The sequence below is a fragment of the Kitasatospora sp. P5_F3 genome (assembly GCF_054049135.1).
Genome location: NZ_JBFUMY010000018.1, coordinates 146,525 through 165,512, shown reverse-complemented (window position 1 = coordinate 165,512; position 18,988 = coordinate 146,525). Strand labels below are relative to the sequence as shown.

Genomic DNA, 18,988 nt, shown 5'->3' with positions numbered 1-18,988 from the left:
GGTTACATTCCGAACCCGGAAGCTAAGCCTCATAGCGCCGATGGTACTGCAGGGGGGACCCTGTGGGAGAGTAGGACGCCGCCGAACAATCTTTAGTCAGAAAGCCCCGCCGGGTAACCGGCGGGGCTTTCTGCATTTCCGGACCAGGTTGGAACTCAGAGGGTGTTCTTCACCTTGATGTAGCTCCGGTCGACGACGAACGTCTGGTTGGCGCTGAGCCACGAGCAGCGGTAGAGGATCGTCAAGCCATGGGCCCGACCGACGCTGTGGTCAAGATCTTCGTGTACGTCTCGATGTCGGAAGTCACAAGTAACGCCCTGGACGTCGCACTTCACCTGGACGGAGGGTGTTCGCCCTGGCAGATACCGCCGGATGGCCACCCCCGCCGGACCTCGTCGGCTACGGGACCCGACCGACCTCCGGCCGCGACCGGTGCAGCTCCAGTGCGATGTCGACGAGCGAGACCCGTGGCAGGTCGGCCACCTCGTCCAGGGGAATCCAGGCCGCCAGGTCGGTCGAACCCTCGACCTCGTTCTGCAGGCTGCCGCCCACCACCCGGACGCCGTAGACGATCCGCAGGCCGTGGAAGTCCTTCGGCGAGCCCTTCCGGGCGAAGGGCGGGTCGAGCAGGTGCTGCGAGTGGATGCCGAGCAGTCGCTCGGGCTCGACCTGGTAGCCGGTCTCCTCCAGGACCTCCCGGATCACCGCTTCGTACGGGTCCTCGCCGTGGTCGATGCCGCCGCCGGGGACGGTCCAGGCCCGGGTGCCGTCGCGCCCGACCCAGCGGGCCAGCAGCACCCGGCCGTCCTGGACGGCCACTCCGTACGCGGCCACCCGCTGTCGTCGTCGCAGCTCCGCTGTCATGTCGGGCCTTCCTTTCGAACCGTCGGGCCGGGGTCGGGCCCGGGGAGGGCGGGAGCTGACAGCCAATCACCGGACGGACCCGGCAGACCATCGGGTTTCGGCCCGTGCCGCCGCGTATGGTCGGCGGCATGGAGACGACGAACCCGAGTCAGGACGGAATCCGGAGCACCGAGACCCTTGGCGCGGACGATCTTGCGGCGGCCAGGGCGGTGCTCGCGGCGGCGAGTGCGGTGGACGGGCGGGAGGCGGTGTCCGAGGCGGGGCGGCTGCGGCTGCGGGTGGACAGTGCCCGGCCCGGGGTGACCCATCTGGTGCAGCGCCAGGAGGGGGTGCCGGCGGGGTACGCGCAGCTGGAGGCGGGGGAGGGGCGGACCACGGTGGAGCTGACCGTTCATCCGGACCACCGGCGGCTCGGTCTCGGGCGGCAGCTGCTGGACGCGACGCTGGCGGAGGCGGACGCGGGCACCGTGGACTTCTGGGCGCACGGCGGCCACCCGGGTGCGGCGCAGCTGGCGGCGGAGTACGGGGCGGAGCTGGTCCGGGAGCTGCGGCAGATGCGCAGGCCGGCCGAGCCGGTGCCGGCCGAGCCGGTGCTGCCCGAGGGAGTGACGGTCCGGAGCTTCCGTCCGGGGCAGGACGACGCGGTCTGGCTGCGGCTGAATGCGCTGGCCTTCGCCCACCACCCCGAGCAGGGCGGCTGGACGGAGCAGGACCTGGCCGAGCGGCTGGCCGAGCCGTGGTTCGACCCGGAGGGGCTGTTCCTGGCCTTCAGGGGAGCGGACCTGGTCGGCTTCCACTGGACCAAGGTGCACCCGGACGGTCTGGGCGAGGTTTACGTGGTGGCGGTGGATCCGGCGGAGCAGGGCAGCGGTCTTGGCCGGGCGCTGACCGCGACGGGCCTGCGGCATCTGGCGGAGGACCGGAAGGTCCCGGCCGTACTGCTCTATGTGGACGCTGACAATCCGGCCGCGGTGCGGGTATACGAAAGACTGGGGTTCACCGTGTACGAGGTGGACCTGATGTACCGCGTCGACACTGCGGTCCGGCGATGAGCTGACCGGTGACCGGACCCCGGACACGGGGTGACCGCCTCAGCTTTCCTCCTGGCCATGCGGTGTTTACCGTGGATTAAGTTAACGCCGCAAAGATCACAGGATGACGTCAGCAGTGCCACGCCCCCGGTCGGCCGGAGACACCTCGGCCGACCGGTCGCCGACCGCCCCGGGCGGTTGGGATCTGGCGCCTGCCGCCGGGTACCCGGAGAACGTCCTGCTGGAGGAGCTGGAGCACATGAGCATCCCCCGTCCCGCCTCCGTCCCGAAGACCCCAGGACCTGCCGCCCTGCCGCCGTCGCTGGCGCTGACCGAGGTCGACCTGGAGGTCGACGGCCAGGAGCTGGAGGAGCTGCCGCAGGGTCGGTTCCTGGACCGTGAGCGCAGTTGGCTGGCGTTCAACGAGCGAGTGCTGGAGCTGGCCGAGGACCCGCAGATCCCGTTGCTGGAGCGGGCCAAGTTCCTGGCCATCTTCGCCAGCAACCTGGACGAGTTCTTCATGGTCCGGGTGGCCGGGCTGAAGCGCCGGATCGCGACGGGGGTGGCCCAGCGGTCGGCCTCCGGGCTGCAGCCGCGCGAGGTGCTGGACCAGATCTGGACCCGCTCCCGCGAGTTGATGGCCCGTCATGCCGCGACCTTCCAGCACGAGGTGCTGACGGATCTGGCGGCGGAGGGCATCGAGCTGGTCCGCTGGGCCGAGCTGGCGGAGAAGGAGCAGGCCAGGCTGCACACGCTGTTCCGGCAGAAGATCTTCCCGGTGCTGACCCCGCTGGCGGTCGACCCGGCACACCCGTTCCCGTACATATCGGGGCTGAGCCTGAACCTGGCCGTGGTGGTGCGCAACCCGGTCTCCGGGCACAAGCACTTCGCCCGGGTGAAGGTCCCGCAGTCGCTGTCGCGTTTCCTGGAGGCGGGCGGGCAGCGGTACGTCCCGCTGGAGGACGTGATGGGGGCGCACCTGGAGGAGCTCTTCCCGGGGATGGAGGTGTTGGACCACCACGCGTTCCGGGTGACCAGGAACGAGGACCTCGAGGTCGAGGAGGACGACACCGAGAACATCCTCAAGGCGCTGGAGAAGGAGCTGATGCGGCGTCGGTTCGGCCCGCCGGTGCGGTTGGAGGTGGAGGAGTCGATCGACCCCTACATCCTCGACCTGCTGGTGCGGGAGCTGAACATCACCGATGCCGAGGTCTTCCCGCTGCCGGGCCCGCTGGATCTGACCGGCCTGTTCGGCATCGCCGACCTGGACCGGCCCGAGCTGCGGTACCCGAAGTTCGTGGCGGGGACGGCCCGGGGTCTGATCGAGGTGGAGTCGGCCTCGCAGCCGGACATCTTCGCCGCGATGCGCGAGCGGGACGTGCTGCTGCACCACCCGTACGACAGCTTCTCGACCTCGGTGCTGGCGTTCCTGGAGCAGGCCGCCAACGACCCGAACGTGCTGGCGATCAAGCAGACGCTGTACCGCACCTCGGGTGACTCGCCGATCGTGGACGCGTTGATCGACGCGGCCGAGTCCGGCAAGCAGGTGCTGGTGCTGGTCGAGATCAAGGCGCGCTTCGACGAGCAGGCCAACATCAAGTGGGCCCGCAAGCTGGAGGAGGCGGGCTGCCATGTGGTGTACGGCCTGGTCGGGCTGAAGACGCACTGCAAGCTCTCGCTGGTGGTCCGTCAGGAGGGCGACACGCTGCGGCGTTACGCCCATGTGGGGACGGGCAACTACCACCCGAAGACCGCCAGGCTGTACGAGGACCTGGGGCTGCTGACGGCGGACCCGCAGGTCGGTGCGGACCTGTCGGACCTGTTCAACCGGCTCTCCGGCTACTCCCGCCGGGAGTCCTACCGCCGGCTGCTGACCGCGCCGCGCGGGCTGCGGGACGGGCTGGTGGCGCGGATCCAGCAGGAGATCGCGCACCACCGGGCGGGGCGCCCGGCGTTCGTGAAGATGAAGGTCAACTCGATCGTGGACGAGTCCGTGATCGACGCGCTGTACCGGGCGTCGCAGGCCGGCGTGCCGGTGGACGTCTGGGTGCGCGGGATCTGCGCGGTCCGCCCCGGCGTGGCCGGGCTGAGCGACAACGTCCGGGTGCGCAGCATCCTGGGCCGGTTCCTGGAGCACTCCCGGATCTTCGTGTTCGGCAACGGTGGCGAGCCCGAGGTGTGGTTCGGCAGCGCGGACATGATGCACCGGAACCTGGACCGCCGGATCGAGGCGCTGGTGAAGGTGACCGACCCGGCGGCCCGTGCGGAGCTGTCGGGGCTGATCGACCTCGGGATGTCGGACGAGACCGAGTCCTGGCACCTGGGCTCGGACGGCCGGTGGACCAGACACTCGCAGGACGCCGAAGGGCGGCGGCTGCGGCACGTTCAGGACCTGCTGATCGACTCCAGGCAGCGTCGGCGCAAGCTGCCGTAGCAGGAGCTGAGAGACAGTCACCATCCCCGGGGCATCGCCACCACAGCGGGGACAGCCCTCGGGGGGACGAGGAATCAGCATGACCGATCTGCCGACGACGACGGAGCGCACCGACCACCCGGCCCTGGCCGGGGAGGTGCTGGCGGGGTACCTGAACGCCCGGGCGGGGGCCTTCCTGCGGGCGTTGCCGCTGGCGGTGGGGGAGGCCGGATCCCGGACCGGTTCGCTGCCGAGCGCCGGTGGCGCCCCCGGCGGSGGSGGGGGTGTGGCGGGAGGGACGGGGGAACTGCTGCGCTGTGTGCGGCGGATCGGCGGTGCGCTGCACACCTTCTCGACCGTCTTCGAGCCGGTCTGGGCGCAGGAGACCAGGACGGAGCTGCGCTGGCTGTCGGGGTTGCTGGCACAGGAGCCGGGCTACGTCCGGCGGTCGGCCCGGCTGCTGGCGGCGCTGGACTCGCTGAGCGAGACCGATCCGGGCCGGCCCGGGATGCTGGCCGGGCACACCGGTGCGCCGAAGGCCCGGGCCTTGATGGAGCGTCAGCTGACGCTGGCCAGGACCAGGGCGCACACGGCGCTGCTGCAGGAGCTGCGGTCGGCCCGGCTGCACGCGCTGGCCGACCGGATGACGCTGCTGGCCGGGGAGGTGCCGGTGCTGCCGGGGGGCGTGGGTGAGCTGCGGCCGCAGGTGGCGACGGCGCTCGGGCTGCTGGCGGCCGGGGTGGAGACGCTGCCGCCGGCCCGGGCACCGTACGGGGGCGAGGGGCTGCACCGGCTGGGGGCGGTGCCGGCCCAGGGGACGGCGGTGGACGCCGACGCGGTGGTGGCGGCGGACGACGCGCCGTGGCACCGGGTGCGGATTCTGGCGAAGCGGGCCCGGTACGCGCTGGAGGTGTGCGGGGTGGGGCTGCCGGAGCTGGACGGGATCGACCAGGTGCTGGACCGTCACCAGGAGGCGTCGGACGCGGCGGTGACGGTGTCGACGGCGGCGCGGACGCCGCGGATCACCCCGGCGACGGCGTACGTGCTCGGTGTGGTGCATGCTGATCAGCGGCTGGAGGTGGAGGCGGCGAGGTACGCCTTCGGCCATCAGTGGCCGACTCTCCAGCATCACGGATGGCACGCATGGGCAAGCTGCTGACCGCACCGGTCCGGGGGACGCGAGGGCGGCCGACCCGGCACGGGCAGACCATTCTGGCGGCGGGGGCGGTGCTCTGGGTGCCCGGGCCGCCGAAGAAGAACGGGGTGGGCCGGAAGAAGCCGCGGATCGCGCTGATCCACCGGCCGAAGTACGACGACTGGTCGCTGCCGAAGGGGAAGCTGGACCCGGGGGAGGGCTGGCGGGCGGCTGCGCTGCGGGAGGTCAGGGAGGAGACCGGGCTGAGTTGTGTGCTGGGTGTGGAGCTGCCCACCCAGCACTATCTGGCCCAGGGGCGGGCCAAGGAGGTCAGGTACTGGGTTGCGGTGCCGACCGGCGGCTCGTTCACGCCCAACCGGGAGGTGGACCGGCTGAAGTGGCTGTCGCCGCGGAAGGCGAAGGCCCGGCTGACCCACGACCGGGATCGGGAGCTGGTGGACGCCTTGTTGCGGGCGCTCGGTGACGAGGAGTCATAGCGCGTCAGGGGCCGAGTGATCTCGTCGCGCCCTGCCTGTGACGCAACCGTTACTACCGATCGGTGTTTCCCGCCGTCCGCTACAGGTTCACTCCTCGTTCACTTGTGACCGCCTGACGCGTCACCTACCCGGCTTAACTTCGGTAGCACCGGAGGGCCGCACGGACCCCGGACCACAGCAGAACCCGTACCGCCCTCCCGCTCCTGGGAGCAGGCCGAGGACGGGTGGTGCCACAGAAAGGGAACCCCTGTGAAGCTCCAGCGGAACGGCCGCTCCAAGGCCCTCGCGATCGGTGCCATGGCGCTCGTTGGCTCGCTGTCGCTCGCGGCCTGCGGCTCGGACGACAACGCCGACCCGAAGGCGTCCGGCGCCCCGTCGGCCGCGGCCATTGCCTGTGGCAAGGCCGGTCAGCTGCTCGGCGCCGGTTCCACCGCGCAGGGCAACGCGATCGACACCTGGAAGGTTGCCTTCGGCAACGCCTGCGCCGGTTCGACGATCACCTACTCCGGTGGCGGTTCGGGCGCCGGTGTCCAGCAGTTCAACCAGGGCAAGGTCGCCTTCGCGGGCTCCGACTCGGCGCTCAAGGAGGCGGATGTCACCGCGTCCAAGGAGGTCTGCAAGACCGGTCAGGGCATCAACCTGCCGCTGGTCGCCGGTCTGATCTCGGTCATCTACAACGTGGACGGCGTGGACAACCTCGTCCTGGACGGCCCGGCCATCGCGGGGATCTTCGACTCGAAGATCGTCAAGTGGAACGACCCGGCGATCGCCAAGCTGAACCCGACCGCCAAGCTGCCCGACGCCGAGATCCAGGCGGTCCACCGCTCGGACGACTCCGGCACCACGGAGAACCTGACCAAGTACCTGGAGAAGACCTCCGGTGGCGCGTGGCCGTACAAGGCCAGCAAGACCTGGGCGGGCAAGGGCGGCCAGTCGGCGGCCCAGAGCGCCGGTGTCTCGGCCCAGGTGAAGCAGGTCCCGAACTCGATCAGCTACGCCGAGCTCTCCTTCGCCCAGACCAACAACCTGAAGTCGGCCGCGATCGCGACCGGCGCCAGCAAGCCGGTCGAGGCCACCGCCGCCAACGCCGCGGCCACCTTCGCCAAGGCGAAGATCGCGGGCACCGGCAGCGACCTGGCGCTGACCCTGGACTACGCGACCAAGGAGGAGGGCTCCTACCCCCTCGTCCTGGTCACGTACGAGATCGTCTGCGACAAGGGCAACAAGGCCGAGACGCTCGACACCCTGAAGTCCTTCCTGACCTACGCGGTCAGCGACGCCGGCCAGCAGGCCATCGGCACCAAGGGCTACGTGCCGCTCCCCAAGGAGCTGAGCGAGAAGGTCAAGACCGCGGTCACCGCGCTGGCCTGATCTGACTGAACCACCGGCCGGGCGGCCCTCGAAGAGGGGGGCGGGGCTGCCCGGCCGGCATCACCACAGGACCCTCCGGCAACTGGGGGGCGGCGTCGCGACGCCGGAGTGCGTGCCTCGACGGCTTCTCGTCGGGCGCCGATGCTCCGCATGGACTTCCTCCTCGGCACCGCCGAGGCACGCACTCCAACGCCGCTCCTTCCTCCGCCCCCCAGTTGCCGGAGGGTCCAAGTCCGGGGCACCGCCGCCATGGTGCCGCCCTCCGCGGGGCAGCACCACCAGACCGGAGTAGAGACCATGACTTCATCACCCCCTGTCGCCTCCGGCGGCAGGGCCCGCCGGGGCCGATCGGACAGCCGGCGTGGCGACAAGATCTTCTTCAACCTCTCCCGCGGTTCGGGCATCCTGCTGCTGGTCATCATGGCCGCCATCGCAGGGTTCCTGACGTACCGTTCGTTCCTCTCGTTCGGGCACAACGAGGGCAACTTCTTCACCACCTTCGAGTGGCTGCCGGACGCACCGGTGCCGACCTTCGGCATCGCGGTGCTGGTCTTCGGCACCATCGCCAGCTCGATCATCGCGATGGTCATCGCGGTGCCGGTCGCCGTCGGCGTGGCGCTGTTCATCTCGCACTACGCCCCGCGCAAGATCGCCCAGCCGTTCGCCTACCTGGTGGACCTGCTGGCGGCCGTGCCCAGCATCGTCTACGGCCTCTGGGGCGCGCTCTTCCTGGTCCCGCACATGAGCGGTCTGACCAGCTGGATGGACGAGTACCTCGGCTGGACGTACATCTTCGACTCGACCAAGACCGGGGCCGCCCCGCGATCCCTGTTCACCGTCGGGATCGTGCTGGCCATCATGATTCTTCCGATCATCACCGCCGTGTCCCGCGAGGTCTTCAAGCAGGCGCCGCGGATGCACGAGGAGGCGGCGCTCGCCCTGGGGGCGACCCGCTGGGAGATGATCCGCACCGCGGTGCTGCCGTTCGGCCGCCCGGGCGTGATCTCCGCCTCGATGCTCGGCCTCGGCCGGGCGCTCGGTGAGACCATCGCGGTCGCCACCGTGCTCTCCTCCAGCCCGGTGCTCTCGCTGCACCTGATGGACCCGGGTGGCGGCACCTTCGCGCAGAACATCGCGCTCCGCTTCGGCGAGGCCGGCGAGAACGGCCGGAACGCGCTGATGGCCTCCGGTCTCGTCCTGTTCGTGATCACCCTGCTGGTGAACGGTGCCGCGCGGATGATCATCGCGCGCCGCAAGGAATACTCGGGGGCCAACTGATGAGTACCGTTACCGACTCGGTTGCCGTCGCGCCGCAGCTGCGCCGGGGTCTGACGACCAATCGGCTGCCGAGCTGGGCCCCGGCCGGGATCGCCGCGCTGTCGGTCGTGATCGGTGTCGCGATCGGCCTGATCGGCAGTCTCGACAGCAAGATCCAGTGGGGTCTGCTGGCCGGACTGGCCTTCGTCGGGCTCACCTACGCGCTCTCGGCGAAGGTCGAGGGCCGCCGGCAGGCCAAGGACCGGCTCGCCACCTCGGTGGTCTGGCTGGCCTTCGTGCTGGCGGTCATCCCGCTGGCCGCGCTGGTCTTCTACACCATCCAGCAGGGCGCGAGCGTGGTCGACGCCCGCTTCCTGAACCACTCCATGAAGGGCGTGCTGCAGACCGAGGCGGGTGGTGGTGTCTACCACGCGCTGATCGGCACCCTGATGCAGGTGGCGCTGGCCACCGCGATGGCAGCCCCGATCGGTCTGCTGACCGCCGTCTACCTGGTGGAGTACGGCCGTGGCCGGCTCGCCAAGGCGGTCACCTTCTTCGTCGACGTCATGACGGGTATCCCGTCGATCGTCGCCGGTCTGTTCATTCTCTCGCTCTGGATCCTGCTCTTCGGCTTCCAGTACTCGGGCTTCGCAGGCAGCCTCGCGCTGGCGATCCTGATGGTGCCGGTGGTGGTCCGCTCCACCGAGGAGATGCTCAAGCTCGTCCCGAACGAGTTGCGCGAAGCCTCCTACGCCCTGGGCGTGCCGAAGTGGAAGACCATCCTGCGGGTCGTCCTCCCGACCGCGATCGGCGGAATCACCACCGGTGTGATGCTGGCCGTGGCCCGCATCACGGGTGAGACCGCGCCGGTGATGATGCTGGTCTTCGGGTCCGACATCATCAACGAGAACCCGTTCGAGGGCCCGCAGCAGTCGTTGCCGCTGTACATCTGGCAGCAGTACCAGACCAACAACGACTTCGGGTACGCCCGGGCCTGGGGCGCCGCACTGGTGCTGATCGCCTTCGTGATGGCGCTCAACCTGGTCGCTCGTGGCATCGCCCGCTGGCGCTCGCCCAAGTCCGGGCACTGACAGACCGACTGACGCAGCAGAAGACGAAAGAGACGAACGATCATGGCCAAGCGCATCGACGTCAGCGGACTGTCCGCCTACTACGGCACCACCAAGGCCATCGAGGACATCTCGATGACCGTCGAGCCCCGCTCGGTGACGGCCTTCATCGGCCCGTCCGGCTGCGGCAAGTCCACCTTCCTGCGGACGCTCAACCGGATGCACGAGGTGATCCCGGGTGCCCGGGTCGAGGGCAAGGTGCTGCTCGACGACGAGAACCTGTACGCCTCGGCGGTCGACCCGGTCGCCGTCCGCCGCACCGTCGGGATGGTCTTCCAGCGCCCGAACCCCTTCCCCACCATGTCGATCTACGACAACGTGGCGGCCGGGCTCAAGCTGGCCGGCGTGAAGAAGAAGTCCGTGCTGGACGGCGTGGTGGAGAAGTCGCTCCAGGGCGCCAACCTCTGGAACGAGGTCAAGGACCGCCTGAACAAGCCCGGCTCCGGTCTGTCGGGTGGTCAGCAGCAGCGGCTCTGCATCGCCCGCGCGATCGCGGTCGAGCCGCAGGTGCTGCTGATGGACGAGCCCTGCTCGGCCCTGGACCCGATCTCCACCCTCGCCATCGAGGACCTGATCGGTGAGCTCAAGTCGCAGTTCACCATCGTGATCGTGACCCACAACATGCAGCAGGCGGCCCGGGTCTCCGACCGCACCGCCTTCTTCAACCTCGCCGGGGTCGGTCAGCCGGGCAAGCTCGTCGAGCTCGACGACACCCAGCGGATCTTCTCCAACCCGTCCGTCCAGGCCACCGAGGACTACATCTCGGGCCGGTTCGGCTGAGACCCGCGGGGGGGGGGGGGGGGGGGCGGCCCGCCCCCGTGATGTGGGGGCGGGCCTTCGTCATGTGCTGATGGTCGGTCAGTTGAAGATGAGGTACACCAGCCAGTACATCAGCGCGGCGACCGCGGCGGCGGCCGGCATGGTGATGAACCAGCCCATCACGATGTTCTTGGCCACGCCCCAACGGACCGCGCGGATCCGCTTGGTGGCCCCCACGCCCATGATCGCCGAGGTGATCACGTGGGTGGTGGAGATCGGCGCCTTGAAGACGAACGACGTGATGTACATGATCGTCGCGGCGGTGGTCTCGGCCGCGAAGCCCTGCGGCGGGTCCAGCTCGATGATCTTGCGGCCGAGGGTCCGCATGATCCGCCAGCCACCCGCGTAGGTGCCCAGCGAGAGCGCCGTGGCGCAGGAGATCTTCACCCAGACCGGGATGTCGCCACCGCTCTGGTGGCCCGAGATGGTGAGCGCCATCACCACGATGCCCATGGTCTTCTGGGCGTCCTGGAGACCGTGCGCCAGCGCCATCGCGGCGGCCGAAGCGGTCTGCGCGACCCGGAAGTTGCGCTTGGCCCGGTGCGGGTTGGCCTTCCGGAAGATCCACAGGATGGCCAGCATCACCAGGAAGCCGGCCACCAGGCCGACGATCGGGGACAGGAACATCGGGATGATGATCTTGTCCACCACGCCGGACCAGATCACCTCGGTGCCACCGGCCAGCGCCGCGCCCACCATGCCGCCGAACAGCGCGTGCGAGGAGGACGAGGGCAGCCCGAAGTACCAGGTGACCAGGTTCCAGGTGATCGCGCCGACCAGCGCGGCGAACAGGATGCCCATCCCCTGACGGCCCGTCGGGGTGGCGATCAGGCCCTCGGACACGGTCTTCGCGACACCGGTGCCGAGGAAGGCGCCGGCCAGGTTCATCACCGCGGCCATCGCCAGCGCGGCGCGCGGGGTGAGCGCCCGGGTGGAGACCGAGGTGGCGATGGCGTTCGCCGAGTCGTGGAAGCCGTTGGTGTACGTGAAGAAGAACGCCACCCCGAGGACGGCGATGAGTGCTGCCGTATCCACGCTGGTCAGGACTCCTTGACGGCGATGGTCTCCACCGTGTTGGCCACGTGCTCGAACGCGTCGGCAGCTTCTTCGAGGACGTCCACGACCTGCTTGAGCTTCAGCACCTCGATCGCCTCGTACTGGCCGCTGAACAGGTGCGCGAGCAGCTTGCGGTGGATCTGGTCGGCCTGGTTCTCCAGCCGGTTGATCTCGATCCAGTACTCGGTGAGCTTGGTCATGGTGCGCAGCTTCGGCATCGCCTCGGCGGTCAGCTCGGCGGCCCGGGCGAGCACCTCGATCTGCTGCTCGACACCCTTGGGCAGGGTCTGGATGTCGTAGAGGACGACCAGGTCGACCGCCTCCTCCATGAAGTCCATGATGTCGTCCAGCGACGAGGCGAGGCTGTAGATGTCCTCGCGGTCGAAGGGCGTGATGAAGGAGGAGTTGAGCTGGTGGAACACCGCATGGGTGGTGTCGTCCCCGGCGTGCTCGGCGGCGCGCATGCGCTCGACGATCTCCGCGCGGGCCGACACGTCTGAACCCAGCAGTTCCAGCAGGAGCTTCGATCCCACGACCAGGTTCTCCGCGGCTGCGGCGAACATGTCGTAGAAGCTCGTCTCCTTCGGGGTCAGGCTAAAACGCACGGAAATCTCCGATGTGCGGGGTAGGGACTGAACGATGCTAGGCGCAAGGCGTCAGAAGTGCGCAAACGGGGTGATGTTCGAGGAAGCGGAGCATCCGGTTCCGATTGTCGGCGCAGAGCGGTGCCGTCGGGTCCGCACACCGGCGTGCGGACGTGAGCCATCAGTCTGACGGAACAGCGGCCCGATTACCCCCCTGTTGCACGGGGGGATCCGTCGCGCCGCTCAGACGGAGGAACAGACCGGTGGCCCGTGGTGTTGGACACTTGAGCCCTACGGACAGGTGAGCACCGAGACTTAGGCGGACGGGATGACCAACGTCGGGACACAGGGTGCCGAGCACCAGCAGGAGACCGGGCCGGGCCCGCACGGGTACAGCCCGCAGAAGGCCGAGCACCTCAAGCGGCTGCGCCGGATCGAGGGCCAGGTGCGCGGCCTGCAGCGGATGGTCGACGAGGACGTCTACTGCATCGACATCCTGACCCAGGTCTCGGCCAACACCAAGGCCCTGCAGGCCTTCGCGCTCTCGCTGCTGGAGGAGCACCTGCGGCACTGCGTGGCAGCCGCCGCCGAGGAGGGCGGGGACGCGCTGGACGCCAAGGTGGCCGAGGCCGCCGCCGCCATCTCCCGCCTGCTGCGGACCTGACGGGCGGCCCGGCCTGACCACCGGTCAGTCCGACGCCTCGTCACCCGCCAGCAGCACCTCATCGATCCGCTCGGGGGCCAGCCGCTCGCCCTCGCTGCCGGAGGCGGCGATCATCAGCTCTCCGGTCAGCTCGATCTCGTCCAGGGCGGTCTGGTCGTGACCGCTGCCACGGGGCCCCGAGGACGCCATCACCCGTTCCACCCCCATGGACCCGTCCGACCGGTGGCGTGCCGCCCCGGACTCCAGCGTAGGGAGCCGGGGCATGCGACCGCATGGCACGGACGGGCCATCTCTGCCCACCATCCGGGCGGTTACCTCGGCGGGGCGGACGGCTTCATGGAGTAGATCTCGGCCGGCGTGGGCTCCACGGCCTGTACCGGCTTGCCGAAGTCGGACAGCGACAGCACCGAGACCACCTTCACCTGGTCCTTGGGCTGCTTCGAACCGGCCACGCCGGAGAACCCGAAGGTCTGCACCACCTTGCGCAGCCGCCCCTGCCCGTCCAGCCAGACCTCGTACGGGATCTCCTTCACCGTGAACGTCCCCGCGGCCATCCGCAGCCCGTCCCCGCCGCGCCCGCCGGTGGCCTCGGCGGCCTTGGCCAGGTCGAGCACCCCCTTGTAGTGCTTGAGCTCCACCCCGCCGGCCGACTCGGTGCCGACCAGCTCCGCCTGCTGCGCCCCGCGCAGCGCCCCGGCCGCACTGGCCGGGTCGGTCGCGCCGCTGCTGACCAGGTTCCCGTCCGGGAGCTGGCGGATGTCCAGCTTCACCCACTTGCCCTCGGGGATCTTCGCCCCGCTGTTCTGCAGGTAGACCGTGCCGGGCAGCACCACCTCGACGATCTTCCCGGTGGTCGCGGCACCCGGTGGGACGGTGATCTCCAGGCGCCCGATCCGCTTCACGTAGTCGTAGCCGCCGATGCCGTTGAACACCGCCTTCTTCTCGCCGGACTCGGTGGTCAGCTCGGTGACCGCCTGGGCGGAACCGGTGCGGCCGGTGATGTCGGCCGCGCTGCGGACGGCGGTCAGCGGATCGGCCGACAACTGGTCGGCGGAACCGCCGGCCGGCTGGCCCGAGCCGCCTCCACAGGCGGTAAGAGCGGCGGCGAGTACCGCCACGGCAGCGGCGGTACGAGCGGACTTCTTCACGACAGCGACAACCCCCTCGGGCCTGGACCCGGCAAGCAGCCACCCCGGATGGGCAGAGCTCTTGCGTGGCAAACGAGTTGAGGGACAGGGGGTTACGGTCGGACCGGCGCGCGATGTTCATTTCGCGCCGGTCGGAGGAGCGGCTACCGTGACAGGGTGTCCCGCGAGCATCACGTGACGATCGACGAACGCGGCTCCTTCGCCATCGCCCACTGCACCTGCGGCTGGTCGGCCCCGGCCCGCCGCTCCCGTGACCGCTCCCGCAGGGACGCCGCAGAACACCTGGCGGCACCTGACTCCGGCGATTAGCCACCAGGGGCTCGGGGAACTGCGAGGAGATCTAGCGTTCGGGTCACTGCGAAAGTGCCTGACCACCTGTGCATGGATCACCTTGCACGAGGTAGGCGCCGCCGTTCCCCGGGCCCCTGGCGGCTACGCGGCGAGGTCGCGCTCTGCGTGGTGGCGGGCGCGGCGGCGGGGCTGAGGGGCGATCAGGAGTGGTCGCAGGGCGGTCCGGGTGAGGGAGTGGCAGAGCGGGACCAGGACGGCCATCGCGATCGGGGCGAGCAGCAGCACCACCGCAGCCGCCAGTGCGTAGCCGCCGATCACGTCGGTCGGGTAGTGCACCCCGACGTACAGCCGGGCGAAGCCCTGGAGCAGGGCGAGCCCGGCGGCGATCAGGCCGAGGCGGCGGTTGACCAGGTACAGGGCGACCGCGAGGCCCATCGACATTGCCGAGTGGTCGCTGACGAAGGAGAGCGTGCCCTCCTTGCCGGCCACCAGGACGTCGAGGTCGGGGTGGTCGACGAACGGCCGGGGCCGGTTCACCAGGGCGGAGATCGGCAGGTTGGCGAGCTCGCAGAGGGCGACCGCGAGCGGCGCCCAGAGCAGGCCGGCGATGGCGACCGGGGCGTCGGGGCGGCGGCGGGCCTGGAGCCAGGCGACCAGCCCGAGCAGGGCCAGGCCGAGCAGGATGCCGTACTCGCCGAGCCAGGCGACCGTGCTGTCGACCCAGGCGGGCGCGGAGTCGGCCAGACCGTTCACCGCGCGCAGCAGCTCCAGGTCGGGCCCGGTCGTGTCGCCGAGCAGCGTCGACACGCCACACCTCCGTCGGAATCCGATTGTTCGCCATCGGACACAACGTCAGAACCGGGGTATCGGGTTCCGGGTCGAAGCGGTGTTACGAAAAATTGACGGACCGTCCACTCCGCAACCACAGACCCCTGACCAGTGCGGTCAGGCCCGCCCGGTGCCCTGGCTGCCGCTCGCGATCTCGCCGTCGGCGTTCCTGGCCGGCAGGGCGCCCGCGCCATCGGGGGTGACCCGGGTGGCGCCGAAGTACTTGGCCCGGTCGATGCTGTCGTAGCGGATCACCGCGTTGGTGTGCGGGGCGTTGATCATGTAGCCGCCGCCGACGTAGATCCCGACGTGGTCGATCGAGCGCGGGTCGCTCTGGTCGGTGGCGAAGAAGACCAGGTCGCCCGGGCGGAGCTGGTCCCGGCTGGGGTGCGGCCCCGAGTTCCACTGGTCGTTGGCGACCCGGGGGAGGTCGATGCCGACGCTGGCGAACGCGGCCTCGGTCAGGCCGGAGCAGTCGAACCGGCCGTCCTGCGAGGCCCAGCCGTTGCCACCCCAGAGGTAGGGGGTGCCCAGGGTCCGCTGGGCGTAGTAGATCGCACCGGCGGCCTGGGCGGACATCGCGAGTGAGCTGCCGGCCACGGGCGCGGTGAAGCTCTGGGTGAGCGACTTGATGCTCCGTACGTAGCCCTGGGTCTCCTTGTACGGCGGGATGCCCTGGTACTTGGTGACCGCGTCGGGCCCGGCGTTGTAGGCGGCCAGCATGTTGGACTGCAGGTCGCCGGGGACCTTGGCGACGTACTTGGCGAGCGCGCAGTCGAAGGTGGCGGCGGAGGCGATGGCGTCCATCGGGTCCCAGGGGTCGGCCTTGCCGTCGCCGTTGCCGTCCCGGCCGTAGGTGCGCCAGGTGTCGGGCATGAACTGGGCCATCCCCTGCGCACCGACGCCGCTCCTGGCGGTCGGCTTGAACCCGCTCTCCTGGTAGAGCTGGGCGGCCAGCATCGGCGGCGAGATCTCCGGGCAGAGGGCGCCCCACTGTTCGATCGGTGCCTGGTACACGGCCGGGACCGAACGGCTGGAGAGGCTCAGGTTGTTGGTGGGTGCCTGTGGGGCTCCGCTGGCGGCGTACGTGCCGAGCACGATCACGCCGACGAAGCCGACGGCGAGCACGCCGGTGGCGGCTGCGGCGGCCTTGGCCTTCCCGAGTAGCATCAGCACCGTCCCGACGAGGCGTCAGTTTCCTGTATCCGAGAAGGCATTGCTCAGCGCAATCATCGCAGATACAAAGAGTGAGCGGTATCATTCGTACGGTGGACATCCTGGCGTACGTGTCCCATCCCCCACGACCAATCCGCGAGAAGCAGCCAAGTCGGCATCAGATCTGGCCAAGAATGGGTACCGGCCCTTCGCGCAACCCTGGTCCGGGGCCTTGAATTTGCCTGATCGGGCGGTGAGATGGAATGAACCTGAGCAGCGTGCTGAATGACCGGATCGGCTTCCTGGCCGAGGAGCCCAAGAAGGCCGGCATCGACACCATCATCGGCGGCATCGCCCCGGACTGGGGCCCGTTCGCGAGCCTCGGTGCCGAGGCCAGGACGATGGTCCAGGTGGTGATGGCGGTCGCCATCCTGTCCTGCCTGGGCATCGCCATCTGGGGTGCGGCCAAGCAGCGGATCGGCGCGACCGCGATGCGGGACACCTTCGGGGCCGAACAGGGCAAGGGGCTGATCGTCGCGGGTCTGACCGGCGTGTTCATCATCGGATCACTCGGCACTCTGTTCACCATTGTGTACGGCATGGCCATCTGACGATCAGACAGTCCTATCCCCGGTGGCACGGCCAGGCGGCCGTGGCCACCGGGCTGTCGCGCTTCCCACCCCGTTCGCGCAGCACAGTCAGTCCACGCTTGGGCGCCCGTCGGGCTCCCCGTACCAGGAGGGCCGCCGTGCCGGTGTCCGACGACCAGCCGAACACTCGGACGCGGCTGCCGGTCGGCGAGCAGTCCGTCTACCAGTCGACGGGCCGTCAGCCCCGGCCACTGCGCACCCTGTTGACGGTGCTGCTGGTGGTGACCCTGCTGGTGGTGGCCATCTCCATCGCGAACCGGGACAAGCCGGACCCGGCCGGCGCGGCCTCGGCCGATCAGGTGGCCGCTCCGACGGTGGCCGCCACCGCGCCGTCGGGGCAACTGCCGGTCGCCACCGCCTCGAACGGCATCGGCGTCGGCCACCCGCACACCGACCAGGGCGCGCAGTCCGCCGCCGCCAACTACGCGGTGGCGCTCGGCTCGGCGGAGATGCTGCGGGCCGAAGGACGGCGCACCGTGCTGGCCACCATCGCCGACAGCACCAGCCAGGCCGCCCTGACCGCCCGGCTGGACGCGGCGTTCAGCAAGGAGACGCTGGGCCGGCTCGGCCTGGACGAGAAGGGCAAGGCCCCCAAGGGGCAGACCTTCGTCAGCCGGACGATCCCGGTCGGCACCAGGACCAGCAACACCGCCGACACGGCCACCGTGGTCGAGGTCTGGTGCACCGGCCTGTTGGGGCTGGCGGGCAACACCTCGGTGCTGCCGGTCACCGAGAACTGGTACACCCTCACCGTCACGATGCGCTGGACGGGAGCCGACTGGAAGTTGACCGACTTCGCCCGGCGCACCGGTCCGGCCCCGCTGCCCGGCGACCAACAGGCCGCCACCGCCGAGGAGATCACCGGCGCCGTCCAGGACTTCGGAGGCTTCCGCTATGCCCGTTGACGGTCACCGGCTCCGCCGGGCAGCCGTGCTGCTCGGTTCGCTCCCGGTCCTGGCCCTGCTGGCCGCCCAGCAGGCCTGGGCCGACCCGGTGGTGCCCTCGCCGACACCCAGGTGCGACGTGCCGCTGCCGGGCGCGGGCAACGTCTGCAACGCGCCCTCCGGCGCCGCGGTGGTCCCCAGCGGCGGTGTCAGTGGCGTCGGCGGCGGTATCACCGACCCGCTCGGCTCACTGGCCAAGGGCTGCGCCCAGGCCGCCGCGTACGTGGTGCGGGCGCTGTCCGGCGCGATCGACGGCACCACCCAGGTGGACTTCACCAACGCCGCCTTCCTCCAGCAGTACGCGGTGGTGTTCGCGGCCTCCACGGTGATCACCCTGGTGCTCTGGCTGCTCGCGGTGACCAAGCGCGCGGTCCGTGGCGCCTCGCTGGCCGGTGCCATCTCGGAGGCGATCGGCTTCCTCTGGCTGACCGTCATCGCCTCGGCCTTCACCCCGCTGATCCTCTACACCCTGGTCTCCGCCACCGACGGCCTGACCGACGCGATCTCGGCGGGCACCAAGTCCGACACCGGCACCTATCTGGGCGGCTTCGCGGACACCCTGGAGAAGGGGTCGATCGGCGGCGGGCCGCTGATCCTGATCATCATCTCGCTGGTCGCGGTGCTGGCCGCGGCGGTGCTCTGGATCGAGCTGCTGATCCGGGCCGCGATGCTCTACGTCGGGGCGCTGCTCGGCACCGCCGTGTACGCCGGGCTGGTGGACAAGCAGCTCTGGAAGCACGTCCGGCGCTGGGCCGGGGTGATGGGGGGGGCGGGGGSGGGGGCCCCGGGCGCSGGGSCCMCCGACGACTTCTCCAAGGTGCTCTCCGGCCTGGCCATCCTGTTCCTGTCGATCTTCGCCAGCGCCTCCGTCTACCGCTTCGTCCCCGGTTTCGGCGACGAGATGATGCAGCTCCGGAACGCCAGGGCGAGCGCCGTCTCGGCCGGCTCCGCGATGATCAACGGCCCGGCCAACCTGGTCAAGCAGGGCATCTCCACGCACGGCTCGCGCGGCGGCCCGCAGACCGCCAACGCGTCCACCGGAGCGGGCGGCGGTTCGGTCGCCCCCGGTATCGCCGCGCACGGCAACCGCGCTCCCGCTCCACCGGCCCAGGCCCCCGCTCCGACCACCAACCCAGTGAAGGGAGCGTGAC

General features: G+C 70.1%; 20 protein-coding genes and 1 rRNA gene. 14 read left to right on the top strand and 7 right to left on the bottom strand.

All coding sequences use genetic code 11. The features are described from left to right. Positions 1-87, top strand: a 5S ribosomal RNA gene (gene rrf, locus ACXJMZ_RS14845); the annotation flags it as partial. A 312-nt stretch (positions 88-399) separates the two neighbouring features. Here rrf and ACXJMZ_RS14840 read toward each other — a convergent pair. Further along, positions 400-864: an NUDIX hydrolase gene (locus ACXJMZ_RS14840; RefSeq protein WP_457030485.1), complete on the bottom strand. Its 465-nt coding sequence runs from the start codon at positions 862-864 to the stop codon at positions 400-402. A gap of 128 nt (positions 865-992) precedes the next feature. On the opposite strand from ACXJMZ_RS14840, the gene mshD reads away from it, so the two are divergent. From mshD to pstB, 8 genes are all read left to right on the top strand, one after another. Then, positions 993-1,916, top strand: coding sequence for a mycothiol synthase (mshD, locus tag ACXJMZ_RS14835; RefSeq protein WP_457030484.1), 924 nt, complete (start codon positions 993-995; stop codon positions 1,914-1,916). Positions 1,917-2,154: 238 nt separating this feature from the next. Continuing rightward, complete coding sequence (locus tag ACXJMZ_RS14830; RefSeq protein ID WP_457030494.1) at positions 2,155-4,329, top strand: RNA degradosome polyphosphate kinase; 2,175 nt, start codon at positions 2,155-2,157, stop codon at positions 4,327-4,329. A gap of 79 nt (positions 4,330-4,408) precedes the next feature. After that, a complete protein-coding gene (locus tag ACXJMZ_RS14825; protein ID WP_457030483.1) occupies positions 4,409-5,467 on the top strand; it encodes a CHAD domain-containing protein in 1,059 nt (352 codons plus the stop codon). Further along, the gene (locus ACXJMZ_RS14820) at positions 5,452-5,940 is read left to right on the top strand and encodes an NUDIX hydrolase (RefSeq protein WP_457030482.1); all 489 of its coding nucleotides are present in this window, start codon (positions 5,452-5,454) and stop codon (positions 5,938-5,940) included. Before ACXJMZ_RS14825 ends, ACXJMZ_RS14820 begins: the two co-directional genes overlap by 16 nt. A gap of 249 nt (positions 5,941-6,189) precedes the next feature. Further along, positions 6,190-7,311: a phosphate ABC transporter substrate-binding protein PstS gene (pstS, locus tag ACXJMZ_RS14815; RefSeq protein ID WP_457030481.1), complete on the top strand. Its 1,122-nt coding sequence runs from the start codon at positions 6,190-6,192 to the stop codon at positions 7,309-7,311. 297 nt (positions 7,312-7,608) lie between these two features. Further along, positions 7,609-8,589: a phosphate ABC transporter permease subunit PstC gene (gene pstC / locus ACXJMZ_RS14810; protein WP_457030480.1), complete on the top strand. Its 981-nt coding sequence runs from the start codon at positions 7,609-7,611 to the stop codon at positions 8,587-8,589. Next, positions 8,589-9,659: a phosphate ABC transporter permease PstA gene (gene pstA / locus ACXJMZ_RS14805; protein ID WP_457030479.1), complete on the top strand. Its 1,071-nt coding sequence runs from the start codon at positions 8,589-8,591 to the stop codon at positions 9,657-9,659. Before pstC ends, pstA begins: the two co-directional genes overlap by 1 nt. A 42-nt stretch (positions 9,660-9,701) precedes the next feature. Further along, positions 9,702-10,478, top strand: coding sequence for a phosphate ABC transporter ATP-binding protein PstB (pstB, locus tag ACXJMZ_RS14800; protein WP_057227903.1), 777 nt, complete (start codon positions 9,702-9,704; stop codon positions 10,476-10,478). Positions 10,479-10,556: 78 nt separating this feature from the next. Here the strand turns inward: pstB and ACXJMZ_RS14795 are convergent, their stop codons facing one another. Together ACXJMZ_RS14795 and ACXJMZ_RS14790 are read right to left on the bottom strand one after the other, a co-directional pair. After that, positions 10,557-11,552 (bottom strand): anion permease, encoded by a 996-nt coding sequence (locus tag ACXJMZ_RS14795; protein ID WP_457030478.1) that lies wholly within the window; start codon positions 11,550-11,552, stop codon positions 10,557-10,559. A 5-nt stretch (positions 11,553-11,557) separates the two neighbouring features. Next, entirely contained in the window at positions 11,558-12,178 is a 621-nt protein-coding gene (locus ACXJMZ_RS14790) for a DUF47 domain-containing protein (protein ID WP_057227898.1), read from the bottom strand. A gap of 307 nt (positions 12,179-12,485) precedes the next feature. Between ACXJMZ_RS14790 and ACXJMZ_RS14785 the strand changes: the two genes are divergently transcribed. Further along, on the top strand, positions 12,486-12,821 hold the full coding sequence (locus tag ACXJMZ_RS14785) for a metal-sensitive transcriptional regulator (RefSeq protein ID WP_457030477.1): 336 nt from the start codon (positions 12,486-12,488) through the stop codon (positions 12,819-12,821). Positions 12,822-12,845: 24 nt separating this feature from the next. On the opposite strand, the gene ACXJMZ_RS14780 is transcribed toward ACXJMZ_RS14785, so the two are convergent. Then, complete coding sequence (locus ACXJMZ_RS14780; protein WP_057227894.1) at positions 12,846-13,028, bottom strand: hypothetical protein; 183 nt, start codon at positions 13,026-13,028, stop codon at positions 12,846-12,848. Positions 13,029-13,132: 104 nt separating this feature from the next. Beyond that, positions 13,133-13,969: a hypothetical protein gene (locus ACXJMZ_RS14775; protein WP_457030476.1), complete on the bottom strand. Its 837-nt coding sequence runs from the start codon at positions 13,967-13,969 to the stop codon at positions 13,133-13,135. A 156-nt stretch (positions 13,970-14,125) separates the two neighbouring features. On the opposite strand from ACXJMZ_RS14775, the gene ACXJMZ_RS14770 reads away from it, so the two are divergent. Then, entirely contained in the window at positions 14,126-14,278 is a 153-nt protein-coding gene (locus tag ACXJMZ_RS14770) for a hypothetical protein (protein WP_457030475.1), read from the top strand. Between the two features lie 123 nt (positions 14,279-14,401). Here the strand turns inward: ACXJMZ_RS14770 and ACXJMZ_RS14765 are convergent, their stop codons facing one another. Both ACXJMZ_RS14765 and ACXJMZ_RS14760 read right to left on the bottom strand, forming a co-directional pair. Continuing rightward, a complete protein-coding gene (locus tag ACXJMZ_RS14765; RefSeq protein ID WP_457030474.1) occupies positions 14,402-15,067 on the bottom strand; it encodes a phosphatase PAP2 family protein in 666 nt (221 codons plus the stop codon). 138 nt (positions 15,068-15,205) lie between these two features. Next, entirely contained in the window at positions 15,206-16,258 is a 1,053-nt protein-coding gene (locus ACXJMZ_RS14760) for an NlpC/P60 family protein (RefSeq protein WP_457030473.1), read from the bottom strand. Positions 16,259-16,506: 248 nt separating this feature from the next. On the opposite strand from ACXJMZ_RS14760, the gene ACXJMZ_RS14755 reads away from it, so the two are divergent. From ACXJMZ_RS14755 to ACXJMZ_RS14745, 3 genes are all read left to right on the top strand, one after another. Next, positions 16,507-16,854 carry a hypothetical protein gene (locus tag ACXJMZ_RS14755; RefSeq protein ID WP_457030472.1) on the top strand — a complete coding sequence of 116 codons (348 nt, stop codon included), beginning with the start codon at positions 16,507-16,509 and terminating at the stop codon, positions 16,852-16,854. Positions 16,855-16,991: 137 nt separating this feature from the next. After that, positions 16,992-17,798: a hypothetical protein gene (locus ACXJMZ_RS14750; RefSeq protein ID WP_457030471.1), complete on the top strand. Its 807-nt coding sequence runs from the start codon at positions 16,992-16,994 to the stop codon at positions 17,796-17,798. Next, on the top strand, positions 17,788-18,987 hold the full coding sequence (locus ACXJMZ_RS14745; protein ID WP_457030470.1) for a hypothetical protein: 1,200 nt from the start codon (positions 17,788-17,790) through the stop codon (positions 18,985-18,987). Before ACXJMZ_RS14750 ends, ACXJMZ_RS14745 begins: the two co-directional genes overlap by 11 nt. Position 18,988 lies beyond the last annotated feature (1 nt).

Excerpts from the sequence above, each read along its gene's own strand:
- ACXJMZ_RS14840 (WP_457030485.1), bottom strand. The coding sequence starts at position 864 with ATGACAGCGGAGCTGCGACGACGACAGCGGGTGGCCGCGTACGGAGTG.
- mshD (WP_457030484.1), top strand. The coding sequence starts at position 993 with ATGGAGACGACGAACCCGAGTCAGGACGGAATCCGGAGCACCGAGACC.
- ACXJMZ_RS14830 (WP_457030494.1), top strand. The coding sequence starts at position 2,155 with ATGAGCATCCCCCGTCCCGCCTCCGTCCCGAAGACCCCAGGACCTGCC.
- ACXJMZ_RS14820 (WP_457030482.1), top strand. The coding sequence starts at position 5,452 with ATGGGCAAGCTGCTGACCGCACCGGTCCGGGGGACGCGAGGGCGGCCG.
- pstC (WP_457030480.1), top strand. The coding sequence starts at position 7,609 with ATGACTTCATCACCCCCTGTCGCCTCCGGCGGCAGGGCCCGCCGGGGC.
- pstA (WP_457030479.1), top strand. The coding sequence starts at position 8,589 with ATGAGTACCGTTACCGACTCGGTTGCCGTCGCGCCGCAGCTGCGCCGG.
- pstB (WP_057227903.1), top strand. The coding sequence starts at position 9,702 with ATGGCCAAGCGCATCGACGTCAGCGGACTGTCCGCCTACTACGGCACC.
- ACXJMZ_RS14785 (WP_457030477.1), top strand. The coding sequence starts at position 12,486 with ATGACCAACGTCGGGACACAGGGTGCCGAGCACCAGCAGGAGACCGGG.
- ACXJMZ_RS14780 (WP_057227894.1), bottom strand. The coding sequence starts at position 13,028 with ATGGGGGTGGAACGGGTGATGGCGTCCTCGGGGCCCCGTGGCAGCGGT.
- ACXJMZ_RS14760 (WP_457030473.1), bottom strand. The coding sequence starts at position 16,258 with ATGCTACTCGGGAAGGCCAAGGCCGCCGCAGCCGCCACCGGCGTGCTC.
- ACXJMZ_RS14755 (WP_457030472.1), top strand. The coding sequence starts at position 16,507 with ATGAACCTGAGCAGCGTGCTGAATGACCGGATCGGCTTCCTGGCCGAG.